General features: G+C 46.5%; 11 protein-coding genes. 2 read left to right on the plus strand and 9 right to left on the minus strand.

The window, feature by feature from the left end; all coding sequences use genetic code 11:
• Position 1 precedes the first annotated feature (1 nt).
• Together RF007C_RS01475 and RF007C_RS01480 are read right to left on the minus strand one after the other, a co-directional pair.
• Positions 2-9,796 (minus strand): polymorphic toxin-type HINT domain-containing protein, encoded by a 9,795-nt coding sequence (locus RF007C_RS01475; RefSeq protein ID WP_037296582.1) that lies wholly within the window; start codon positions 9,794-9,796, stop codon positions 2-4.
• The gene (locus RF007C_RS01480) at positions 9,789-10,781 is read right to left on the minus strand and encodes a hypothetical protein (RefSeq protein WP_037296583.1); all 993 of its coding nucleotides are present in this window, start codon (positions 10,779-10,781) and stop codon (positions 9,789-9,791) included. Before RF007C_RS01480 ends, RF007C_RS01475 begins: the two co-directional genes overlap by 8 nt.
• Positions 10,782-11,067: 286 nt before the next feature.
• Between RF007C_RS01480 and RF007C_RS01485 the strand changes: the two genes are divergently transcribed.
• Positions 11,068-11,685 (plus strand): hypothetical protein, encoded by a 618-nt coding sequence (locus RF007C_RS01485; protein ID WP_037296584.1) that lies wholly within the window; start codon positions 11,068-11,070, stop codon positions 11,683-11,685.
• Positions 11,686-11,867: 182 nt separating this feature from the next.
• The gene (guaA, locus tag RF007C_RS01490) at positions 11,868-12,821 is read left to right on the plus strand and encodes a glutamine-hydrolyzing GMP synthase (protein ID WP_343203226.1); all 954 of its coding nucleotides are present in this window, start codon (positions 11,868-11,870) and stop codon (positions 12,819-12,821) included.
• A gap of 409 nt (positions 12,822-13,230) precedes the next feature.
• Here the strand turns inward: guaA and RF007C_RS01500 are convergent, their stop codons facing one another.
• From RF007C_RS01500 to RF007C_RS17400, 7 genes are all read right to left on the minus strand, one after another.
• Positions 13,231-13,548, minus strand: a complete 318-nt coding sequence (locus tag RF007C_RS01500; protein ID WP_019679395.1) for a WXG100 family type VII secretion target — start codon at positions 13,546-13,548, stop codon at positions 13,231-13,233.
• Between the two features lie 38 nt (positions 13,549-13,586).
• Entirely contained in the window at positions 13,587-13,907 is a 321-nt protein-coding gene (locus RF007C_RS01505) for a WXG100 family type VII secretion target (RefSeq protein WP_019679394.1), read from the minus strand.
• A 258-nt stretch (positions 13,908-14,165) separates the two neighbouring features.
• Positions 14,166-18,866, minus strand: a complete 4,701-nt coding sequence (gene essC, locus RF007C_RS01510; protein WP_019679393.1) for a type VII secretion protein EssC — start codon at positions 18,864-18,866, stop codon at positions 14,166-14,168.
• Positions 18,867-18,888: 22 nt separating this feature from the next.
• Positions 18,889-19,140 (minus strand): hypothetical protein, encoded by a 252-nt coding sequence (locus RF007C_RS01515; protein WP_026052911.1) that lies wholly within the window; start codon positions 19,138-19,140, stop codon positions 18,889-18,891.
• A gap of 83 nt (positions 19,141-19,223) precedes the next feature.
• Entirely contained in the window at positions 19,224-20,198 is a 975-nt protein-coding gene (locus tag RF007C_RS01520; RefSeq protein WP_019679391.1) for a RepB family plasmid replication initiator protein, read from the minus strand.
• Positions 20,198-21,130 (minus strand): hypothetical protein, encoded by a 933-nt coding sequence (locus tag RF007C_RS01525; RefSeq protein WP_037296586.1) that lies wholly within the window; start codon positions 21,128-21,130, stop codon positions 20,198-20,200. The genes RF007C_RS01520 and RF007C_RS01525 overlap by 1 nt, the downstream gene beginning before the upstream one ends.
• Positions 21,131-21,169: 39 nt before the next feature.
• The gene (locus RF007C_RS17400) at positions 21,170-21,316 is read right to left on the minus strand and encodes a hypothetical protein (protein WP_019679390.1); all 147 of its coding nucleotides are present in this window, start codon (positions 21,314-21,316) and stop codon (positions 21,170-21,172) included.
• Between the last annotated feature and the right edge of the window lie 4 nt (positions 21,317-21,320).

The following is a 21,320-nucleotide window of genomic DNA, read 5'->3' on the forward strand; positions in this document are numbered from 1 at the left end:
ATTAGTGCTCTCCAGTTCCAAAGTAATCAAAAATTATATGACCACTTTCTTCATCATAATTTCCAAAGAAGCGATAATCACCAAATGCACCTTTGACTTTTAACTCATAATTATATTGTTTTCCATTACCCAATGTCATGCCTTTGGTCACCTTAATTCCGTTTGCTCCTTCCTTTCCAACAAATCCTTTTTTCATTGCATTTATAAACTTTTCCATACCTTTAAAGCCTAATTTTTTCATTCCTTCTCTAAATGCAGACCTTTTGATCCAAGCACGAGGAACACACTGATTGTGTACTAAAACAGACTTATCACCTACAAAATATGTATGGAAACCAGCAACTTCAAAATTGTATACAAGGATAGGTTCTGACAGTTTTTCAAGTTCTGATCCTGTTATCAATGCAGATGAACCATCAATAAGATAAACCTCATCACCTTTAATAAGATCACCTGCCGCTACCCAACCATAATCTGGAACATAAAACGGATGTGTTGGTGTTGTATCAATATCGCCCACTGATGTATGAAGATGAAGTATTTCAGTTTCCTCATGAACATATACATTTAAAACTTCTTTAAGTTCTGTCTTTCCTGTATAAATATCATAAGCCCAAACCTTATCACCGATTTTAATTTCATCTATTCGTTTATGTCCGTCTTCTGTTGCAACAAGAGTATCACCTGTAAAACATGCAGGATTTTCGGGTTGACTCATTCTTATCAGATTAACATCTTTAATAGCTTTACCCATCTGACGGAATGAAATAAGTGCAAAGATACCTCTGAATACTGCCTGAGCAGGATGTCCTTCCTTTGCTGAAATATATGTACCTATTCCCCCAAGTATAAGGAAAGCTCCTCTGAATATCTGTAATGCTATAACGCAACCGGCATATACAGTTCCAAAGCACATAAGCGTACTGATAAGAGCCCCCAAAATAACGCCCCATGCTGCGCCCTCAAGGCCTGCAATCAAAGCTTCACCAAAGCCTTTTCCACCGAGTAAAGCATCAATTGTTCCAAAGATAAAGCCTGTTATTGCTCCCATTATTTCATGGAACAAAATATACGCTGCAGATTTTTCAAGCATCTCTCCTATCGACATACAAGCTGACAATTCCGGAAGTGACATATGACCACTCGGATCAACATATGTAACAGGATTTGCATTAGCATAGAGATACCTATGCAGTGAAACGGGATCAAAGGCGTCTCCTTCATATGTATCCATGGAAGTAAATGTTCCAGTTGAGGGATCCATATATCTTGCACGGAGATAATAAAGACCTGTTGTGTCGTCCTGCTGCTCGCCGCAGTAGAGATAGCTGTTTTCGGTCTCACCTGTTCTTTCAAGCATATTGCCGAAAGCATCGTAATTATAGGTGTCTGTGAGCTCACCGTCAGCATTGATAAGTCCTCTTACAGTGCCGTGTCCGTCATAGAGATAGATATATGTCTGACCATCACGCTCCATAGAGATGAGATCATCACCAATAGTATAATGGCAGAGCTCATTGCCGTCCTTGTCGGTTTCAGCAATTACATTTGTGAATTCATCATCATCGTTTAAGTATCTAACTTCACTTGTCTCTGCGCCCTTTATAGTCTTCTTGCTTAGACGCATGCCGTCATAGTTATAGGTGTACTCCTCGGCATATGCCTCGTCGCCTGCCATTACAGTAGCACGGAGAAGCTTGTTTGAAGCATTGTATACATATGTAGATGACTTGACTCCCGAATCTGTTGAGATAAGGTTGCCTGCATCGTCGTAAGTATAGACTGTATTGTTCTCCTGAATGAGCTGGTTGAGTGCATTGTAGCTGTAAACAGTTTCCTTGCCGTTTTCTGTCTTGCTAATACGGTTGCTTACTGCATCGTAAGTATAGGTATACTCTGTTACCTTGCCGTCGGAAGAAGTGATCTTCTCACCTGTAAGTCTGTAAAGCTCATCATATGTATATTCAACTGTGCGGTCAAGCTCTGCAACCTTAGTTCTTTCGCCTGCTGCGCCGAGAGTATAATCATACTGAGCCACAGTCTCGCCGTTGCTGTCGATCACCTTCTCGCTGACAAGACGGTTGACTTCGTCATAGGAATATGTAACCTCAATGCCGTTTGCATATTTTACTGCTGTACGGTTGCCGTTTGCGTCATATTCGTACTGTGTAACAAAGCCGTTTCTGTCAACAACTCTTGTAAGTCTGCCAAGGAGGTCGTAATCATATGATGTTGAACCGAAGTTTGTGTTGATGCTTGTAAGGACTTCATTCTCATCATAGTTATACTCGATATACTTACCGCCTGGATAAGATACCTTTGTAAGACCGTCCATATTGTTGTACGAATACTGTGTAGTTCCTTCCTTAGCGCTTACAGATGAAACCTTTCCGTCACGTGTATAGCTGAAGGATACTGTACCGTCATCGTTCTTTCTGCGTGTAAGTCTGTCAAGATTGTCATAGGTGAATTCAGTCAGCTTACCTGCATAGTCGGTAGATGTAAGGATATTGCCGCATATATCATATGTAGCCGTAGCAGTCTTGCCCATAGCATTTGTAGTAGCAACTACTCTGCCGTGGTCGTCGTAGGTATAGCTTGTTGCATTGCCGTTTGCGTCAATGACCTTGACCAGATAATTGCGCTCGTCGTATTCATATGAAGTAGTTTTGCCGGCAGCGTCTGTAACACCTGTAAGGTTATCGGCACCGTCGTACTTATATGATGTAACGTAGCCGTTCTGATCTGTCTGACTTGTTACACGGCCTCTTGCGTCATACTCTGTTGATACGGATGAGCCGTCGGGATAAGCAGTCTTTGTGCGGTTTCCGTTGTCGTCATAGCTGTAAGTAAACTTATTGCCCTTTGCATCTGTCATTGAACCCAGCAGACCGTGCTCATTGTATGCGAATGAGGTCTTGTTGCCGAGAGCATCAATTATAGCGGTATTATTGCCTATCTTGTCGTACTCATACTTGGTCACTGCACCTCTTGTATCTGTAGAAGAAACAAGATTGTAGTTAGCGTCGTACTCATAGGTAACTGCTTTTCCGTTGGGGTAGGTCTTGGAAATAAGGTTGCCTACCTTGTCGTATTCCATTGTTACCTTTCTGCCGAGTCTGTCCGTAGCTGAAAGGTTATTGCCTTCCTTGTCGTAGGTAAAGATCTCGGTGGTACCGTCGCTGTATCTGATCTTTGTGAGATTGCCCAGGTTGTCATAGTCATATGACGTCTGTCTGCCCTTTTCATCGGTAGCTACGGAGATCTTGTCGATAGAGTTGTACTCGTTTGAAACGATATTTCCTTCGCTGTCGATAGTCTTTATAAGGTGACCCTTGTCATCGTAGACATAGTTCTCGGTAACGGACTTTGAAGCTCCGTCAGAGGTATAGTAAAGTGTCTTGGATATGCATTTTCCTTCAGCGTCATAGCTGAACTCTGCAACAGCGCCTGCGCCGTTTGTAACTGACTTGACGTTGCCCTTGCTGTCATAGGTCATATTCATATATGTACCTATCTCGTCTGTAACGGACTTCAGTCTCTTGTTTGAGTCATACTCGTAATTGATCTCGTTGCCCATAGCGTCCGTAGTGCCTGATGTGAGACCGTCGTCAGTGTATCTGATCTTCAAAGCATCAATGCCTGTGGAGTTTATTGATGTGAGCAGACCCTTTGAGTTATACTCATTTGTGATCGTGTGTCCCTCAGCGTCTGTAAGGGTGAGCATATTGCCCATTGTGTCATACTTATAGTTTGTAGTATTGCCAAGTGCATCTGTCTTTGAAGCAAGATTGCCGTTGCTGTCGTAGGTATTCTTTACGGTATTGCCGTTTGCGTCTGTCTGTGAGAGGATATTACCCTTTTCATCATAGATATAGCGTGTAACTCCGCCGTTTCTGTCGGTGACGACTTCCTCTCTGCCGTCGATGTCATGTTCGTAGGCTATCTCGTTTCCGTTGGCGTCAACAGACTTTGTGAGACGACCTTCATTGTCGTATTCGTTTCTCGAGATCATAACGCCTCTTGCATCATAGATCTCTGAGAGGTAGTGCTTCTTGTATGTAAATTTGGTAGTGCTTCCGGTCTGATCTGTTACGCATACAAGATCGCCAAATACATCGTATTCATAGGTAAGCTTCTTTCCTGTGCTGTCCGAAGCCTCTGCGATCCTGCCCTCTTCGTCGTAAAGGAAGCTGATAGACTTTCCGTCAGATGATGTAACGCCGTTCTTGCCGAAGCTTATGGTCTCACCTGTTGTAGTGGTAACACTCATAAGTCCCTGCTTAGCGTCGATAACATACTGTGTGCCGTCAGGTCTTGTATATACGAATCTCTGAGGATCGTAATCCTCGAACTCTGAATTGAGCAGTCTGCCGCTGTCATAGAACAGCTCGCTCGGACTCATATCACAGGGTACGAGAGTTGAACCCGAACCGTTTGTGGGTACATAAGTCATAGTAAGTCCGTAATGCTGGGGGATAAGTACCTGCTGTGCAGGTGAGAGCTGCATTACGAATTCTTCGGATATACCGTTTCCGAGGTCGATCTTGATCTTGTGCTGCTTTGTTTCCTGGATAACATATTTTGTAACAAAGAAGGACGAAGACCTTGCCTCTTCCCAGAAGTCGCTCTGGTCGCTGTTGATATAGAGCTTTACGTTCTCGAAGGACAGATCCCAACCGTAGCCGAATTCGCCCTTGATGTCCTTGCGGCGGCTGTCGTAGGTACGGATCATGGTAACAGGCACCTCTCCTGCCTTGAAATCAAGGTCAGCGAAGCTGATGGTAAAGTTACCAATCTTCATGTTGCCCGAAACTTCAACAGTAACGGTATCCTCTGCCTTTATGCCATCGCCGTATGCTGTAAGGCGTATATCATAGAAGCCGTTCTCCATAAGTGTGGGATCCAGCTTGCCGATGATCTCGCTGCCCGATACACTGCCCTTTTCGAAGAGGATAAAGTCCTCTGTACCTACGGGTGCATACTCAAACTTATATCTTATGAATGTATTTTCCGATACATCTGCCTTGATCTCGGCAGGTGCCGTGATCTCGTCATTGTGCTTGGGAGAAACTATTGTGCATACAACGTCCTCATCAGCCTTTTCGTAATCATGCTTTACGGTAACTCTGGTATCCTTCTTGACTGAATCGCCGTCGGGAACCTTTACGGATACGGTAACGATATAGTCACCCTCATCGAACATTGAAGTATCAACTGATGCGGAGATATTTCCGTTTCCGTCGAGCTTGCCGCTCTTTACTTCCTTCTGAGCACCATTTCCGTCTGCACGTCTTACAGTGACCTCATAATCTCTGCCGTTAAGTGAAGAATCTGCCTTGGCTTCGATCTTGATGACACCGTCTGCCGTTACGGAGGATTCCGGCTTGCTGAAGACTATGAGCTCCTCGTTTACCTGTTCGGCAGGAGCTTCCTTGCCGTTCTTTACGGTATACTGTCCTGTACACTCGGTTATATTGCCGCCGTTGTCTGTAACGGTGAGCTTGATGTCGTAAACGCCGTTGTCAAGAGCATATGTATCCCATACGCCCAGCTCTGCGTCCTTTCTCTCGTTGAGAGATGAGGTAATGAGCTTATATGCCGAAGTATTCTGCTGCTTGTATTCCAGCTTATAGCCTCTAAGACCCTCTTCGTCATATGCTGAGCCCTTGATGCTTACCTTGCCTGATACCTCAGAGCTTGCCTCGGGAGAGGTTATCTCTGCGATAGGAAGTGTTCTGTCGGCAGAATCAGCAAATGAGATCTCTTTTGTAGCGGTATCATGTCTGCCGAATCTGTCAGTGGTCTCTACCTTGATAACAACTGTCTTGGGCTCTGTCTCAGTAAATCTGATCTGGCCTGTTCCCTCTGCTACCTGTCTGTTGTCCTTGAAGATCTTTACAGCTGTAAGGCCGTCCTTATCCTCAGCGTCTATTGTAAGTGTTACTACCTCACCGACCTCGGCAACGTCCTTTGAAGCGGTGATGCTGATGTCTGCGGGAGTATTTGTCCACTGCTCGGGCTTAGCCTTCTCGTTGGATACACTCTGGCTCGACTTGCAGCTCTCGTCCTCGGAAACAGTTATGTCAATATTTGAATATGAAGCATTTCCTGCTGTATCCACAGCTGTTATCCTGAGCGAATACTTGCCTGCCTTGCCGTCTGTATCGAAGGTAACTACCGTATCTTCAGATACTTCCTCGTCGGAGGTGTATATCTTTGTGTACTCGGTCTCGTCGGGAGCCTTGAGCTCTGCGAAATAGTTGTCGAGCTTTACATTATCTGTGATACTGCCCTTTACAGTGACCTTTCCGTCCTCTGCGGCAATACCTGTCTTTGTGTCGATCTTGATCTCGGGACAGATAAGATCGCGTCTGTCCTCAACTACCAGCTTGACCTCGGCAGTTGATGTATTATGTCCTATATCCTCTGCTACTGAGGTGAAAACGAATTCGCCGACATTCTTGCACTCATAAACGAAGCTTCCCTGATAATTGCTCAGTACATTTCCGTTCATTGAGGTCTTTACTGTAGCGATCTCAGTATCATCGGTCGCGGTTACGGTAACAAGGATCGTATCTCCCAGACAGGGATTCTCGTCTGATAATGTGAGCTTTACTACAGGCGGCTTATCGTCCTTGAATACATCTGTATTCTCGTTCTTCTCGCCGTAGATTATCTCAACAGCAGTATCGCTCCACGCGCCCTGTTCGTCGCGTACTGCGTACTTCTGGAGGTATACCTCGCCTGCATCTATCGTCTTGGGAACAGTACCCTTGATCCATTCCTTATCGCTTATGCGCTTCCATTCCTTCAGCTCTTCCTTGATACCCTTGTCAGCCTTGCTGAGAGCATCGGTGTCGTAAGCATTGAACGAAAGCTCGCATACGTACTTGTTTGCATTGTCGGTCTTGAAGATCTCGGAGCTTACCTCTGCAACGGGCTTGCTGTGTACATAAAGTCCGTCAGTCCACTGTACCTCGTTTGACCACTTCTTGTAGCTGTCAAGGTACTTGTTGTTGTTTGTGGGATCGTCCCTGAGGAGCGATGTGATCTTGTACAGACCTGTTGCCTCAAGGTATGTCAGAGGCTCTGCCGACTGGCTTACGCCTGTTGTACCTTTGCTGTTCTCGTAAACAGAAGCGTCGAGGTCGTATGTCCAGTTCTGCTCGCCTATGGGATCGTTCTCGCTGTCGTCGTAGTAATTGTCGTAAACTATCTCATCAGAGGTAGTTATCATATCATCAACAGAGTAATCCTTTTCGCCGAGAGCGTTGAGGAAGTACTTCTTGGTGAGGTCATTGTCCTTGATAAGGTCGTACCAGTCCATATATGTTCCGTCAGTGGAATCAAGTATTGACTGATATTCGTCCTTCGACTCTACCGTACCTATACCCACGAAGTGTGCATTGTTCTCTATAAGAGACTTTACTGCGTGGCCTACGGAAGCATCGTCGTTGAGATCGTAAAGGCTCTCCTGGCTGAGGTTGAGCACGAATCTCTCTGAGGACTTTCTCCACTCGTGATTGTCAAGGACGTCGCTGAGTTCGCTTCCGTGAACAGTTGACATCCTGATGTTGCTGAATGTGAAGTAGGACTGCTGTGAGCACGCGTGTGAAGCATGGCATATGATAGGACCGAAGCCTGTACCCGTATCGTTGTCGGGAAGCACGAAGTTGTCTATGAGCTTCTCATCGTTGATATAAACGGATACCACGTGTCTGTTTGCAACGATCTTTACGTTGTAATCAGCGTAAACATCGGGAACACGCACACCTGTGAGAACCTTTCCGACGCTCTGTACAGCTCCGCTGATACCGCCGTTCCTGAAGTTCTCAACGTCAACATCCGTGAGCTGGATGAGTCTGAAGCCGCCGCTAGTAAGTATGATGCAGTAGCCGCTCATCTTTTCTCTTGCTTCAATTTCGTTGCCGTTCTCATCAGTTTTGGGCTCATCCTTCTTTATGGAAGTATTGAACAGGAAGCCGCCGCCCTCCATACTGTGCCAGTCGGTCCTGTCTCTTACCATGTCGAAGGAAAGAACTCTCTTGGCGCTTATGCCGTCATCAACAAAGAGCCAGTCACGGAGCGGTGAAACACTGTAACCCAGCATCTTGATGGAGTTATCCTCATAGATGATGTGCTTGTCAAGAGTGGGAAGATAAGAGTCTTTGTAATTGTAATGATCGTACTCCTTCCATGCAAAGGTATCCTTTGCAGTCAAGGTAGATGTGGATAATGTAGTGAGGTTTACGGAGAAGCCCTTTGACTCAAGAGTCTTCTTTACGTCCTCTATATTGCGGTTCAGGGTGTTGATGTCATCAATGTCGGTATTTCCGGCTGTAATTACGATATCAACATTCTTTGCCTTGCTTATGCCCGAATGTGATCTCGGAGCATCATTGGTTATTTCGATGACAGAGTCCTTGTTCTCCTTGCCGCTGGTATCCGATACCAGATAAGCGTCATCGGAAAGGAGCGATTTGATCGTATCATCGAATATCTCTGTAACGTGGAGATCAAACTTGTACTTTCCGACGGATTCGGCATCATATGTGACCTTGGTCTCATTTCCTACCGAGAAGATCTCTTCCTTCTCGTCCGAGAAGTCGCCGTCATTATCGCTGTCGAACTGTACGGACCATACACGGCTTCCGATCTCGTCACCGTCCGGAGAGTAGGATGTATCCTCAAGGGTGATCTTCGCCTTGCCGTCGCTGTCTCTTCCCGTTACCTCGAATTCCTTCCAGAAATCGGCTACGGGAGCAATGTCCTCTGTTATGGTAAGCTTCTCCTTATGTACGAAAGGAACACCGTCGGTATCCTTACCTGTGATCCTGATATTGTATTCGCCGGGCTTGGATACTATGAGCTCCCTGTGGAGAGGTGTGGACGCTGTCTCGTCGATCTTTACGGCGCTGAAGCTGCCCGGATCCTCGGGAACGAAATCCCATGCAAGAGAGCTCTCGTCAATATCCGAAAGGCCGAAGCTCTCGGAAATATCAAGAGTCACCTTTCTGTTCTGCTTATGTGTCTCGCTTGCACCGCTGATCTTTATCTCGGGATTGAACAGAAGAAGCGTATTCTCCTCTTCACTCAGCTCATTTACGGTAAGGTTCGTACCGTTAAGTTCTATTTCGTCGGCTACGATCGTACCATTAAAGGTGAAGTTCTTTGCATTTATCTCGACCTTGCCCTTGGGAGCGTAGATAACGCCCGTCATCACAAGATCAGAGCCCATAATGGTGATATTTCCCTCGGTAGATGTGAGGAACAGCTCTGTTCCCTCTTCATTCTGAAGAGCATTGTACTTTATGTCCTTTGCGGCTGTAACATAGCCCTTTCCGCTGAATACAGTCCTGTTTACGGTAAGTCCGCCATCGGTCCTGAACGAACCGCTGAGGTCGTAAACTCCGCCGTCAAGGGAAACATTTCCGCTGCGCTGGTCGCTGTATCTTACTCTTGAAGAAAGAAGCTCTCTGTAATCGGGCTTTGATACCCTTGAGTCCTCCTTGTTGAGTACCTGTACCTTGTCAGAAACGCTGTCGGCATTAAGAGTCTTGTTTACATAGCAGAGATCGCTTCCCAGGTATCTGAAATCGTCTCCCGAGTAAACATTTCCGTTGAATACGCCCTTTTCGGTATTGACTATGATGTCTCCGTCGGAATATACCGCATAACTTGTGGTATTATCTATTGCGAATACATCCTGCGGCATATTGAATACGCCGAATTCCAGAGTCATAACAGACGAAAGGATAGCGGTGAGGGATCTGGTAAAGAATTTCTTACTCATTTTCCTTCTTCTCCTTTCTGCCTATCATCACACAGCCTGCTGCGGAGAGCAGAGAAGCCGCGAAGAGAGCTGCAATGCCTGCAACGGTAGAAGCGGAAGTCTTTGGTGCGGACACCTTGTTCTTGCCGCTGCCGTCCTTGTCCTTGACAGCATCGTTCTTTATGCCGTAGTAGGAAACGAATTCCTTGTCGGCAGCCTGAACAGGCTCCCATTTAACAGCAACGCCCGAATCGTCGATAGCCTTGCCGTTATCGAAGGATGTGTCCCATACCTCGTCGTAAAGGCTGTTCCAGTTTGCAAAGGTAAGACTGTCGGGCTTGGGAGAAGCGGTATTGTTCTTTCCGTAAGCAGTTATCGACTTGTCTGACTTTATATCAGCCTTCCAGACATCGGGTACCGACTCGTTGAAGGCAGTTTCGTTGTCTACATTTACGTCCTTGACCGAAAGCTTCAGCGCGTCGTCCTTTTCGATCATAGGATCGAGAAGTATCCTTACGCCGATACTGTCGTTCTCGCCTGCATCGACCACCTTGTAGGAGATCTTCAGCATATCGTTATATCCCTTGGTAAAGCCCTCGGCAAAGGTAAGAGTCTGCTTCACTTCCACATTGCCGAACCTCTGCGACGAGGTGTGGCTTCCTGTTGAAGCGTCATAGGAAGGCTCGGAAGTATCTTCACCTTCTCCGTAGATATATTTCTCACCGTTGATGTTGAGAGTAGTATACCCGGAATAGAAATTCTTGTAAGTGAGGTTTTTCTGATCGTCGTCCTTGGTGCTTGTCTGACCGTTGTTGGTGTCAAGACTGAAACGAAGATACTCGGGCTGGGCACTGTCCTGTTCAACAGTCAGCCTGATGAAATCGTTTTCAAGAGACGAACCCTTCATGGCCGCGTCATTTGCCTTGGCGAATGCCACTGCTCCCGCAGAAGCGGAAAGCACGGAAACAGCTGCCATAGCAAATATCGCTATCCTGTTCTTCTTCATTAAACTCCTTCTTTCATATTATAATATAAAGTGTGATAACCATCCATGATTATTTTACCATATTACGATGAAAAAACCTATCCGCACACTAAACGAACTTGCCGACTACATGGCGTATTTTTTTGTAGATTAATTACAAATTAAGGTTTTTGGCCGATTTTTTGGCACAAAGCCCGTGTTTTTCCACCCTTCCGCAGGCGTATGAACAGGCATTTTTCATGTAAATTGCTTTTGCAGTGAAAATGTGCTATAATTACAGAAAATCTATTGAAAACAGGAGAAAAAAATGAAAAATATCATCTCTTTCATCTGTACTACCGTAATCGCCGCCGTATCCCTGTGCAGCTGCAGCGATAACAATACATCTTTTGAGCCTCTGAGCTCAGCTTACGAAGCAGAGACCACCACGGTGACAACTACCGTAACGGCAAAGCCTGCAACTACTGTGAAGGCAACAGCAGAAGCAGCTGTTTCCGAAACTGTTCAGACCACAGCCGCCGAAACAGCCGTCAGTGCCGTCTCACTGCTTTCTTCCCCCGGTGACATCTCTCTTACCGATACGGACGGCCTCGGACAGAACTACACCTTCACCTACGGCGAAGAGACCTTCAGAGCCCTGTATGAGCCTGATAACTGGCATATATACAACTCCTGCATGATAGAGGACCACAATGATATAGTCCTCATCTGTCAGGCGCTCATAACCGAACACCCCATACACAGTGCGGATATGCAGAGTATGCGTACCGCCGAGGATATGGCGTATGAGTGGGAACAGCATAATATCGCGTATTACCTGCTGCCCGAGAGCTCAAGATGGAAGGAAGACACCCGTGATGTGGATCTGGACGCAAAGGATCAGGGCAAGAGCCTCCTCGAGCTGTTTATGGACCGCGTGGGCTGATCCCCTGAAATAATGCCGTACAGGCATTATCATACTCCTCAAAGCCATCTGATCATATTGACAAGCCATAGGTAATTTGATAAAATATTACTATGCTGCAAAATGCAGACAGAATAATTGCTGCTATGAGGCAGCATATGAACAGGAGGATCATTATGAGTTCAAATGTAAGACCCGAAAGCATGGAAAGAATAACAAACGAAGCACTTGCCAACGCATTTATCGACGAACAGATCAAAGAGCTTCAGGCGCAGATCGGCGATAAAAAGGTGCTGCTGGCACTTTCTGGCGGCGTTGACAGCTCCGTGGTAGCTGCACTTCTTATCAAGGCAGTAGGCCGTCAGTTAGTCTGCGTTCACGTTAATCACGGCCTTCTCCGCAAGGGCGAGCCCGAGCAGGTAGTGGAAGTTTTCCGCAACAAGATGAACGCCAATCTCGTTTATGTTGACGCAGCAGACCGTTTTCTCGACAAGCTGGCCGGAGTTGCAGAGCCCGAGCGCAAGCGCAAGATCATCGGTGCCGAGTTTATCCGGGTATTTGAAGAGGAAGCAAGAAAACTGGACGATATAGAGTTCCTTGCACAGGGAACTATTTATCCTGATATACTCGAAAGTGACGGCGTAAAGGCACATCACAATGTTGGCGGTCTGCCCGAGGATATGAAATTTGAACTCGTTGAACCCATAAAGCTTCTTTTCAAGGACGAAGTCCGCGTAGTCGGCAAGGCTCTGGGTCTGCCCGATAATATGGTATACCGTCAGCCCTTCCCCGGTCCCGGACTGGGTGTCCGCTGTCTGGGTGCTATAACCCGTGACCGTCTTGAGGCGGTAAGAGAGAGCGACGCTATCCTTCGCGAGGAGTTCGCCAAGAACGGTCTTGAGGGCAAGGTATGGCAGTATTTCACAGCTGTTCCCGATTTCAGATCGGTAGGTGTAAAGGACGGCAAGCGTACATTTGCATATCCTGTAATAATCCGCGCCGTAAATACCAAGGACGCCATGACAGCAACTGTCGAGAATGTGCCTTTTGAACTTCTCCAGCACATAACAGCACGTATAACAGCCGAAGTTGAAAACGTAAACCGTGTGCTTTATGATCTGACACCAAAGCCCAGCGCTACTATAGAATGGGAATAAACGCCGCAGCGCTGCCAGCGGCAGATGCAGCAAGGCGTTTATTGCGCAGCGATCGGAATCTCCGAGAAAAAGCGAGAGAGATTTCGGGAACCGCAAGTGGGTACCGCTAAATATAGCGCTGCCAGTGGCGGATACAGCGAGGGAATTATTGCGCAGCGGTCGGAATATTCGATGCGAAAAGCCTCAGCTGCCCAAATGAGCGCTGCTGATCTCAGAGACTGACACACGTCCCTTGATACAAAACAAAATACTAACGGCAGGTGTTGGCAGCTGCGGAGCTTTTCTCCCGTACAGCTGCTGCTCCTGCCTCTTTTTTTATCCCCCGAAAAGCGTTCCCCTTCGTGTAAAAAAGGACGCCTGACCGATAAACGTTCAGGCGCTGTATTGAAGAGTTATTGTATGGGCTTAATTATTGCGGTTTGCTGATAGAAGCCACGTTCTGTGAAGCGATCTGATCAACTACGTCAGCAGGATCAGCTACGTTCTGAACGAGGTATGTAGCAACCTTTCTGAGGTACTCTACGAACTGTTCAATCTTCTGCTTTACCTCTTCGAATTTCTCTCTCATATCTGTAGCACTCTGAGCCTGATATGTAGACTCTGTGCTTGCTATCTCACTGGATATACCCATGAGTGTATTGTTCATTCTGTTTGCAAGAGCCTGGAACTGATTAGCAAGGGCTCTGACAGCTTCGGGATTAATAAATAATTCTGTTGTATTAGCCATTTTTAATTCCTCCTGAAATTTTATTCGTTATTACGGGATCAGTCACCGAATGCGCAGCTTGAACCAACCTGGTCCTTACTGTCTTCCATACGTGCCTCGTGAGCGTTTGCTGTGTTGCGAAGGAATGTTGCATACTCGGAAATAACATCTTTCATGGACTCAAAATGGGGCTTTACATCGTTTGCTCTCTGACGGAAAGTCTCGGAGTCCTCACCCTTCCAGTTGCTCATAAGATCACCTTCGATAGTGCTGTAAAACTCGGTGTATTCCGAGTAGAAATCATCATTCAGAGAATCAATTTTTGCTGCTGTATTAACAACGGAATCTGTTCCTTCACTATAACGGATAGAATTTGCCATTTTGGTTTCCTCCTAAAAATAATATTACGTTTCAAAGCTCTCTCGCTTTGTTGAGTATATTATATCACATTTGTTTTTTGGAGGTTTCAAAAATGTGCCGAGTTAAAATTTTAGTTATTTTAAATCGGGAGGTATTTTAAAACAACGCAGAACAGGTAAAAAACTGCGGTGAAAAATTTTTTTGCTGTTTTTTGCCCTCTTTTTTGCTGAGAAATCCCACTCTTTTTGCTGTAAAAAGCCACCTTTTTTTCGCAAATATCAAGTGAAATATGCGAATTTCTTCTCTGTCTTCCTGTTCCTTATCAGAGCTCCGTCACGCTCCGTCAGCATCGGTGCGGCATTGATTATGTCAAACAGGCCGTTGGAGGAAAGACTTCCGCCAAGCCATATTCCCGATGCATCGAACCACTCCCTGTTATTCTCCACATCGAAATTGGAAAGGGAGGTATAGTCCTCAATATTCTTGACGATATGGATATATGCGCCTCTTGCACCATTCATATCATCAGGAGTGTCAAGTATTATATAATGGTAGTGTATCTCGGGAAGATTGTTTATTATGCTCTTGAGATTATTGAAGGTAACATTTCCGTCGGCTATGCTGGAAGCCTTCTGGAAGGAATTGATGATGACATATACGTGCTGTGCGTCATAGCTGAGAGAATAGGTGCCGTCACTGTTCTTGACAAGCTTGCTGCATCTTTCCTCTGCGTCCTGCTTATATCGCTTGTTCCACTGGTTGAACTCCTCCACAGATGAATAACAGCTGTATCCGCTGCCCTCACCGGCAAGCTCTCCCGAGGTGTCAAGTACCGCCACGGAGATGTTCCTGTCGGAGGCCAGCGCTTTGGCGAGATAACCTGCAAAGGCGCTGAGATTCTTCACGGAAGCAGAGGATATGAATGTGATATACTTGTCTGAGAAATCATAATATACCACTTCCCCGTCAGCTGAGCCTATGGGGATATTTGACATACTTATATCTCCTGTAATAAGATGTTCGACCTTGACTTCGGCATGGATATAGGAAACGGCCTTCTTGTCTCCGCATCTTTCCGCAGCCTCATCGCAGAGGAGCTTGACCTCCTTGCCTGCGTCATAGTCTGTTTCGTCGCCTTCCTCGTTCTGGGACAGGTACTCGAATATACCTGCGGTCTGGAACTTGTAGGTGACATCGTCCTCTTTGACGATACCGCTTCCCTCGCAGTCCGAAGGAGTGATGCCGCCTGTTCTGCCCAGTATTCCCAGGTAGTCGTTGACGTCGTTCATCTTCAGCATGAATGTCTGCTGTATGTACTGCCTCAGGCGGTAATTGGTATTCACAGAGCCTGTTCCTATTACAAGGTATACTCCTCTCTTTATGCCTTCACGGGCTATATATATAATGAGAGATGTTATGCTGTCATCGAATTTTTCCGCAAAATCCGTGTAATTATTGAGCATGAGCACGATATTCGGCACTGTTTTGCCCGAATGCTTGCAGTATTCCGAGTATTCGCCCCTGTATTCCGAGAACAGCCTGCTTCTTCTGTTGATCTCGTTGTATATCTCTCCAACTACCGTTCTGACGTCCTCTTCCTCCTCGGCAATTACTACGTCTCCAACCTGAGGAGCACCGCTGAAGGTCTTAAGGAAGCCTGCGTCAAAGTCCAGAACATAGATATTGACCTGCTCCGCATCGTAGGAATATATCAATGAATAGAGAAGTGTTATGAAGAACATATCCAGACCGCTGCCGGCAGCTCCGTAAACGATAAGATTGCCCTTTTCGGAAAAAGGCACCGTCATAAGCTCCTGTATGCGGTTATACAGGTCGTCACGCTTGCCCACGACAGGTCTGAGCGGTGTATACCCTCCCCTGCCGAACACACTCTCACGGCCGTTATAGAGGCTCCTGAGAGACAGCCTTGCAGGTATGGGATCGAGCCAGAGAGGTCTTACCTCTATGTCCTTTGCTATATCGATAAGGTAGTTTCTGACAGCAACCAGCTGCGAGACCGTCTTTTTGCCGCTTTCGTTCCTGATCCTGTTCTTTTTGCTCTTTTCGTAAAGAACCGTGCCTGTATTATTGATGATCTCAACGGATTCCACATCCTTCTTGACGAAATCATCGGATTCGATGTAATCCGCGCCGCACCATGCGGACTGTCCCATGCTGAATACCTCGTTATAGCCTACCTGGAAGAAGAAACGTCCCGTGGTAGAGATCTCCGCTGCGTCGGGACAGTGGATAACTGCCTTACTGTCCTCCTTGCCCTGTACCTTGAGACAGATCTTGAAACGTGAGTTGCTCCAGATCTGAGGGCTTACAACGCTGTCGGGCTTCTGGGTGGCAAGTATGAGGTGTACGCCGAGGCTTCGACCGATACGCGCCGCACTGACAAGAAGGTTCATAAAGTCCTCTCTGTCCGCCTTCAGCTCTGCGAACTCGTCGCAGACTATAAAGAGATGGGGCAGCGTCTCAAGATCGGCGCCCTCTCGTCTGAGCTGCTGGTACTTGTAAATATCCATGGTACCCTCATTGGAGATCTTTCGTGCCTTCTTGAAGAGGACCTGACGGCGCTTTATCTCCGTCTCAATGGAAATGCAGGCTCTTTCGATGGTAGCACCGTCAAGGTTGGTAACCGTTCCCACTACATGAGGGAGCTTATACTTTACCTCAACGCTCTTTCCGTCTATTATCTCCTCCTTCACATCGTTGAAGGCGTCGGCAAGTCCGCCGCCCTTATAGTCAACTATGACGAAGGCTACCTCCTCGGGGCTGTAATTGACGGCAAGAGACAGTATTACAGTGATAATGGATTCACTCTTGCCCGAGCCTGTAGTACCCGCGATAAGTCCGTGAGGACCGTGATATTTCTCGTGCATATCCATAAAGAATGTATCTCCCGAGGGCGAAACGCCTATCTCGGTCTTGAGGCTCTTTATGGGGTTGTTTTCTGCCCATCTTGTAAGGCTGTTGAGATGCTCGACCTTCGATACCTTGAACATATCGAGGAAGGTCAGCATGGTCGGGAGCTGATATTTCTCGTTGAGTATATCCAGCCTTATATTCGAAATCGTGTCAAGATACCTGTCAAAGCTCGGTGCGGCAGGATCCGAACCGTCGCTGACATGATAGGGCACTATCTCGTTGACCTTGTTGTTCCTGCGGTCATAGAGCTTGCACTTATCCCCTTCCGTCTCTATGATAAGGTCGGAATTATTATAATTGTACATACCGAATGCGGTAAGGAAGCTGATGTTCAGCATCTCCCTGTGCTTCATTACGGCAGCCATTATATCAAGGCTGTCCATAGACTTCTTGTCCGAGGCGATGATGAGCATTTTAGGAAAATCGCCGTCCTTGTTGTCAAGGCGGCTGTCTATCTCCTTTTCAAGCTCTGCGGAAAGCTCCTTCATCTCATCGGGGGAGGAGGCTATATACCTGAATGAGCCGTCGCTGTTCCATGTATGCGGCAGCCACTTTGCATACTCCCACTGATCTCTGTCCTCGTCACTGAATATGAATATGAGCTTGAGCTCGTCATAGGAATAAAGGGCTGCAAGCTGCACCACTATCTCCTTTATGAGCTCGTGAGAGTCCTTTTTTTCGCCGTTGATACCGCATATACAGCCGTTGTTGAGAGACATATTTATGGGAGCGTCGCTGAGCACTCTTTCGTCAAGGGCAAACTGCATCATATCATAGCGAAGATCGTCCTTGAAGAAGGCATCGTTATTTTCGGCGCACTTCACCGTTATGGCAGATTCGCGCTTTCCCTTTCCGAGAACTACCGTCATAAAGTCCTCGTCGTTTATGCTCTTGCTCCACAGGTACCTGTCACGGTTGATGACTCTCATCATACACTCGTCAACAGTGAGATACTTTCTGCAAAGGTACTCCTTCTCATTATCCATCATTACGCTGACTGAGGCACGGAGATCCATGATATATTCGCGGTAATCCTTGCGGCGCTTTGTCTCCTTTGTGTTCTTCTCCTTTGTGCGGTATCTTCTGATGATGGAAGGCCACAGAAGTGACGACATAACCATGCTTCCCGCCATTATGAACTGGGGCACTACGTAGGATATGTTAGTGCCTCTGTAATAGGCTGCGATGGCTGCATAGCCTGCTACGAGCACCGTAGCCGCACTCATGGTCAGCGACGAGCCCATTGACAGTATGAGCGGCTGATCGTCTCTTGTATCCTCGTGCTCGGGAGCAAGGAGCTGCACCTCTGACATATCGGGAGCCTTCTCACCGAGATCAATGGTCCTGTAAAAATATTCCGTCTCCGATACCGTCTTCTTTGCGGTACGTTCATGGACAGGGAAAACTACCTTACGCAGCTTTTTGCCCACAACTGCCCTTTCATAATCCACGTTCGCAGCTATGAAATCCGCGCATATTATGAACTTATATCCCACAATGAACACTACGTCGCCTATGTTCAGCGCGTATTCTGTATCGCAGGCTATCCTTCTGTTGTTTACATAGGTACTGTTTCTGCTGTTGCGGTCGATAACGTACCATTTCCCGTCACGGCAGCCTATGACTGCATGATTTCCCGAGATATAGGAATCATCAAGCATTATGTCATTTTCCCTGCGTTTTCCTATATTGATGGTCTTGTCGTTCTCTTCGGGATCGCTGAAGCATATTTTGGTATACCTGTTCTTCTCGTCCTTTATGCTGTCAACGATAAGGGTACACTTTACTCCCCCTGCCTCAATGACTATGACCTCGCTGCTGTCCACCGCAGCCTGCTCGACCTCGATGAGTTCGTCGTCCGAGTCGTAGCGGTATAGCTTATAGTCATTTCCCGAGGAAATGATCCACTTGTTGTCTATACCGTCGATGTTTATATCCTCATTGAAACCGCTGATACTGTGATTGAGCTTATAATGTCCCTTTTTCTTGTCGGGCAGTACCGTGGTATTTATATAATCATTCTGCAAAAATGTTATAAGAAGCATTTCTTCACCTCTATCCCGTTATTCAGACAAACATGAGCTGTGATCTGTTGCAGATATCCAGCTCCTTCAGAGTCTTGTCCTGTGGCAGGCTCTCTCCCCTGTCCCTGAGACAGAGTATATTTACCTCGCTCTTGCAGTAAAGTCCCTTTGCAACATCCGAAAAAAGATCCCCCAGCACGTCGGCCGCGTCACGAACGTACATATCCTCGGGAAGACGCACATCATAGGTCCTGCCGTTTGCAGGCAGATACACCTGTACAATTATCTTGTTCATTATCATGATTCCTTTCCGTAAAAGAAAAACTGTCAGGAGCGCAAAGCCTCGCGGCAACGCCTGTGCTGACAGTTTCTTTCCGATTACTTGCTTTTTACGGCTTTGTTTTTCTTCCTTTTCAGCTCAGGATAAGAATACCATTTTATCTTTACCAGCAGTCCGTAGAAGATATGATAATTGAAGTTCTCAAGCTCCTCATCGGTAAGCCTTGTGCCGTTGGAATGGCAGTACTCCCACCTGAGTATGTCCGAAAGCTCGTTCATATCCCTTTCAAAGGGCTCGATTATCCTTCGTCCCACCGCACGGTCGGAATTGACCACCTCTTCGTAGGAAGGCAGCTCCGGCGTACAGCTAAGAAGAGTTTTCACGCTGAGAGTATCGGCGTTCTTCTTGAAGTAATTCATTTTTTTGTGTTCTGCTATTTTTTTCAGGAAATAGTAGCTGTTCGGGTTTTTCTTAAGATTGATCCTGAAAAGCTTTTCGGGATAGTGCATGACCGGCATGGTCTTCATTATTATGAAAAACTCGGGGCTGAACGTAAAGAAAATGATATTGTTCTTTATCTTAACGTCACTGCACAGCTTTATATCCTGCATACTCTGTTCTCTGTTCGAGGACTTCTGGAAGCTGACGCGCATATTAAGCAGCGTTTTCAGGTCGGAATTCACCTGTTTTCGCATCTCTGTAGTATTTTTCAGCTCGCACATCCTCATATATTCATCAAGGGAAAGGGATACGCTCTGTTCCTTGGATCCCATTTCCGTGAACTTTATCATCAGTGCGTCGGCAAGTCGGTGAGTGGTGGTTTTTAGGCCGGAACCGAGATCCGAGATATGTGCGAAGGACAGCTTGAGATTGTCCTTCTCTATACAGATCGTACCGTCCTCGGTATCCTCCACCGTCTTTTTAGTCACTTTCAGTGTGGAAAGCTTGTTCATTGCTGAAGACTGCTTCATAATCCTGAAAGCGTTTCTTGAAACAGAATTGACCTGCAGACTGGTCTCTAAGACTTTTCCGACAGATGATGATATACCGTCAATTCCTTTTTCGTAAGCCATTATTCTCTCCTATCGGACAACAATATTTTTATGAGCTCGTTCATTGACGTGCGGAATACCGACAGATCAAAGAGCTCGCTCCTGACGATCTCTATCTTTTCTTCCGAGATAGTGAGCTCGTCAAGATCTATGGGTCGGAAAATAAGCGAAAGTATACGCTTTTTGTTCTCGTATTCCTCTCCTTCACCTGCGATCTCATTTTCCATTGCTTCGCGCTGTCTGTTAAGATCCTTGAGCTGTGATATGAGTTCCTGTGTATCCGTGCAGAATACAGTAAACTCGGGTATATCTATCCTGTCAGCGATAAGCTCGAAGAGCTTATTGTAAGCGTTCTGGTATCTCAGACCTCCGAGCATGAGGTCATTCCGGAAATAGCTGAGCTTGTCCTGCATGGTCTCGGCGTGTTCAAGGCTCATCATCTCCTGGAAGCAGTCGATCTCCGGCTCGATGAAATGATCGTTCACATCGAGACATTTGGGTCTGCATGGGAAATTATTCGCAACTATGGCGACTCCTCTGAGTCTTGCAAGCTCTCCCGGAGCACGCATTTCCTTGAACTGTGTCTCTGTCATTATCATAGGCAGCAGCTCTATCATCCTTCTGGCGTGTTCGACCTGCTGAGCCTGTGTCATATACATGAGCAGACGGCAGAAGCCGTTCTGTGCCTGCTGGTTATAGGCATAGGACATGGCCTGAGCATACTTCACGAAATTCTGGAGCTGAACATAGCACTCCAGGTCGTCAGCCTCCTCGTATGAGTCTATATTCTCCGTAAGAGAATCCAGCTCCTCCTGTGAGAGGGGGGTATAGTCCTCGAAGCCCTCCTCGCCTATCTGCTTTTTGAACATACAAATATCGTTGGAGATTATGAGCTTGCCGATGTCTTCACCTGTTACTTCGTTTTTTTTCAAAAGATCGTCAATAAAAACCATTTCATCACCTGTTTTCCCATTATCGGGCCTTTCCTGACCTTACTGTATCCTTACGGAATAAGGATCTCCGTGCATGACTGTCATATCATCTGTTATTACAAAATCATCCGTACTGTCCGCCGGCACCGTTGCGGTGCACGAAGCGTCGGATTCGATATGGATACCTGTACAGCTGTTGATCTCCATAATT

Origin of the sequence: Ruminococcus flavefaciens 007c, assembly GCF_000571935.1 — a bacterium.
Taxonomy (GTDB): domain Bacteria; phylum Bacillota; class Clostridia; order Oscillospirales; family Ruminococcaceae; genus Ruminococcus; species Ruminococcus flavefaciens_F.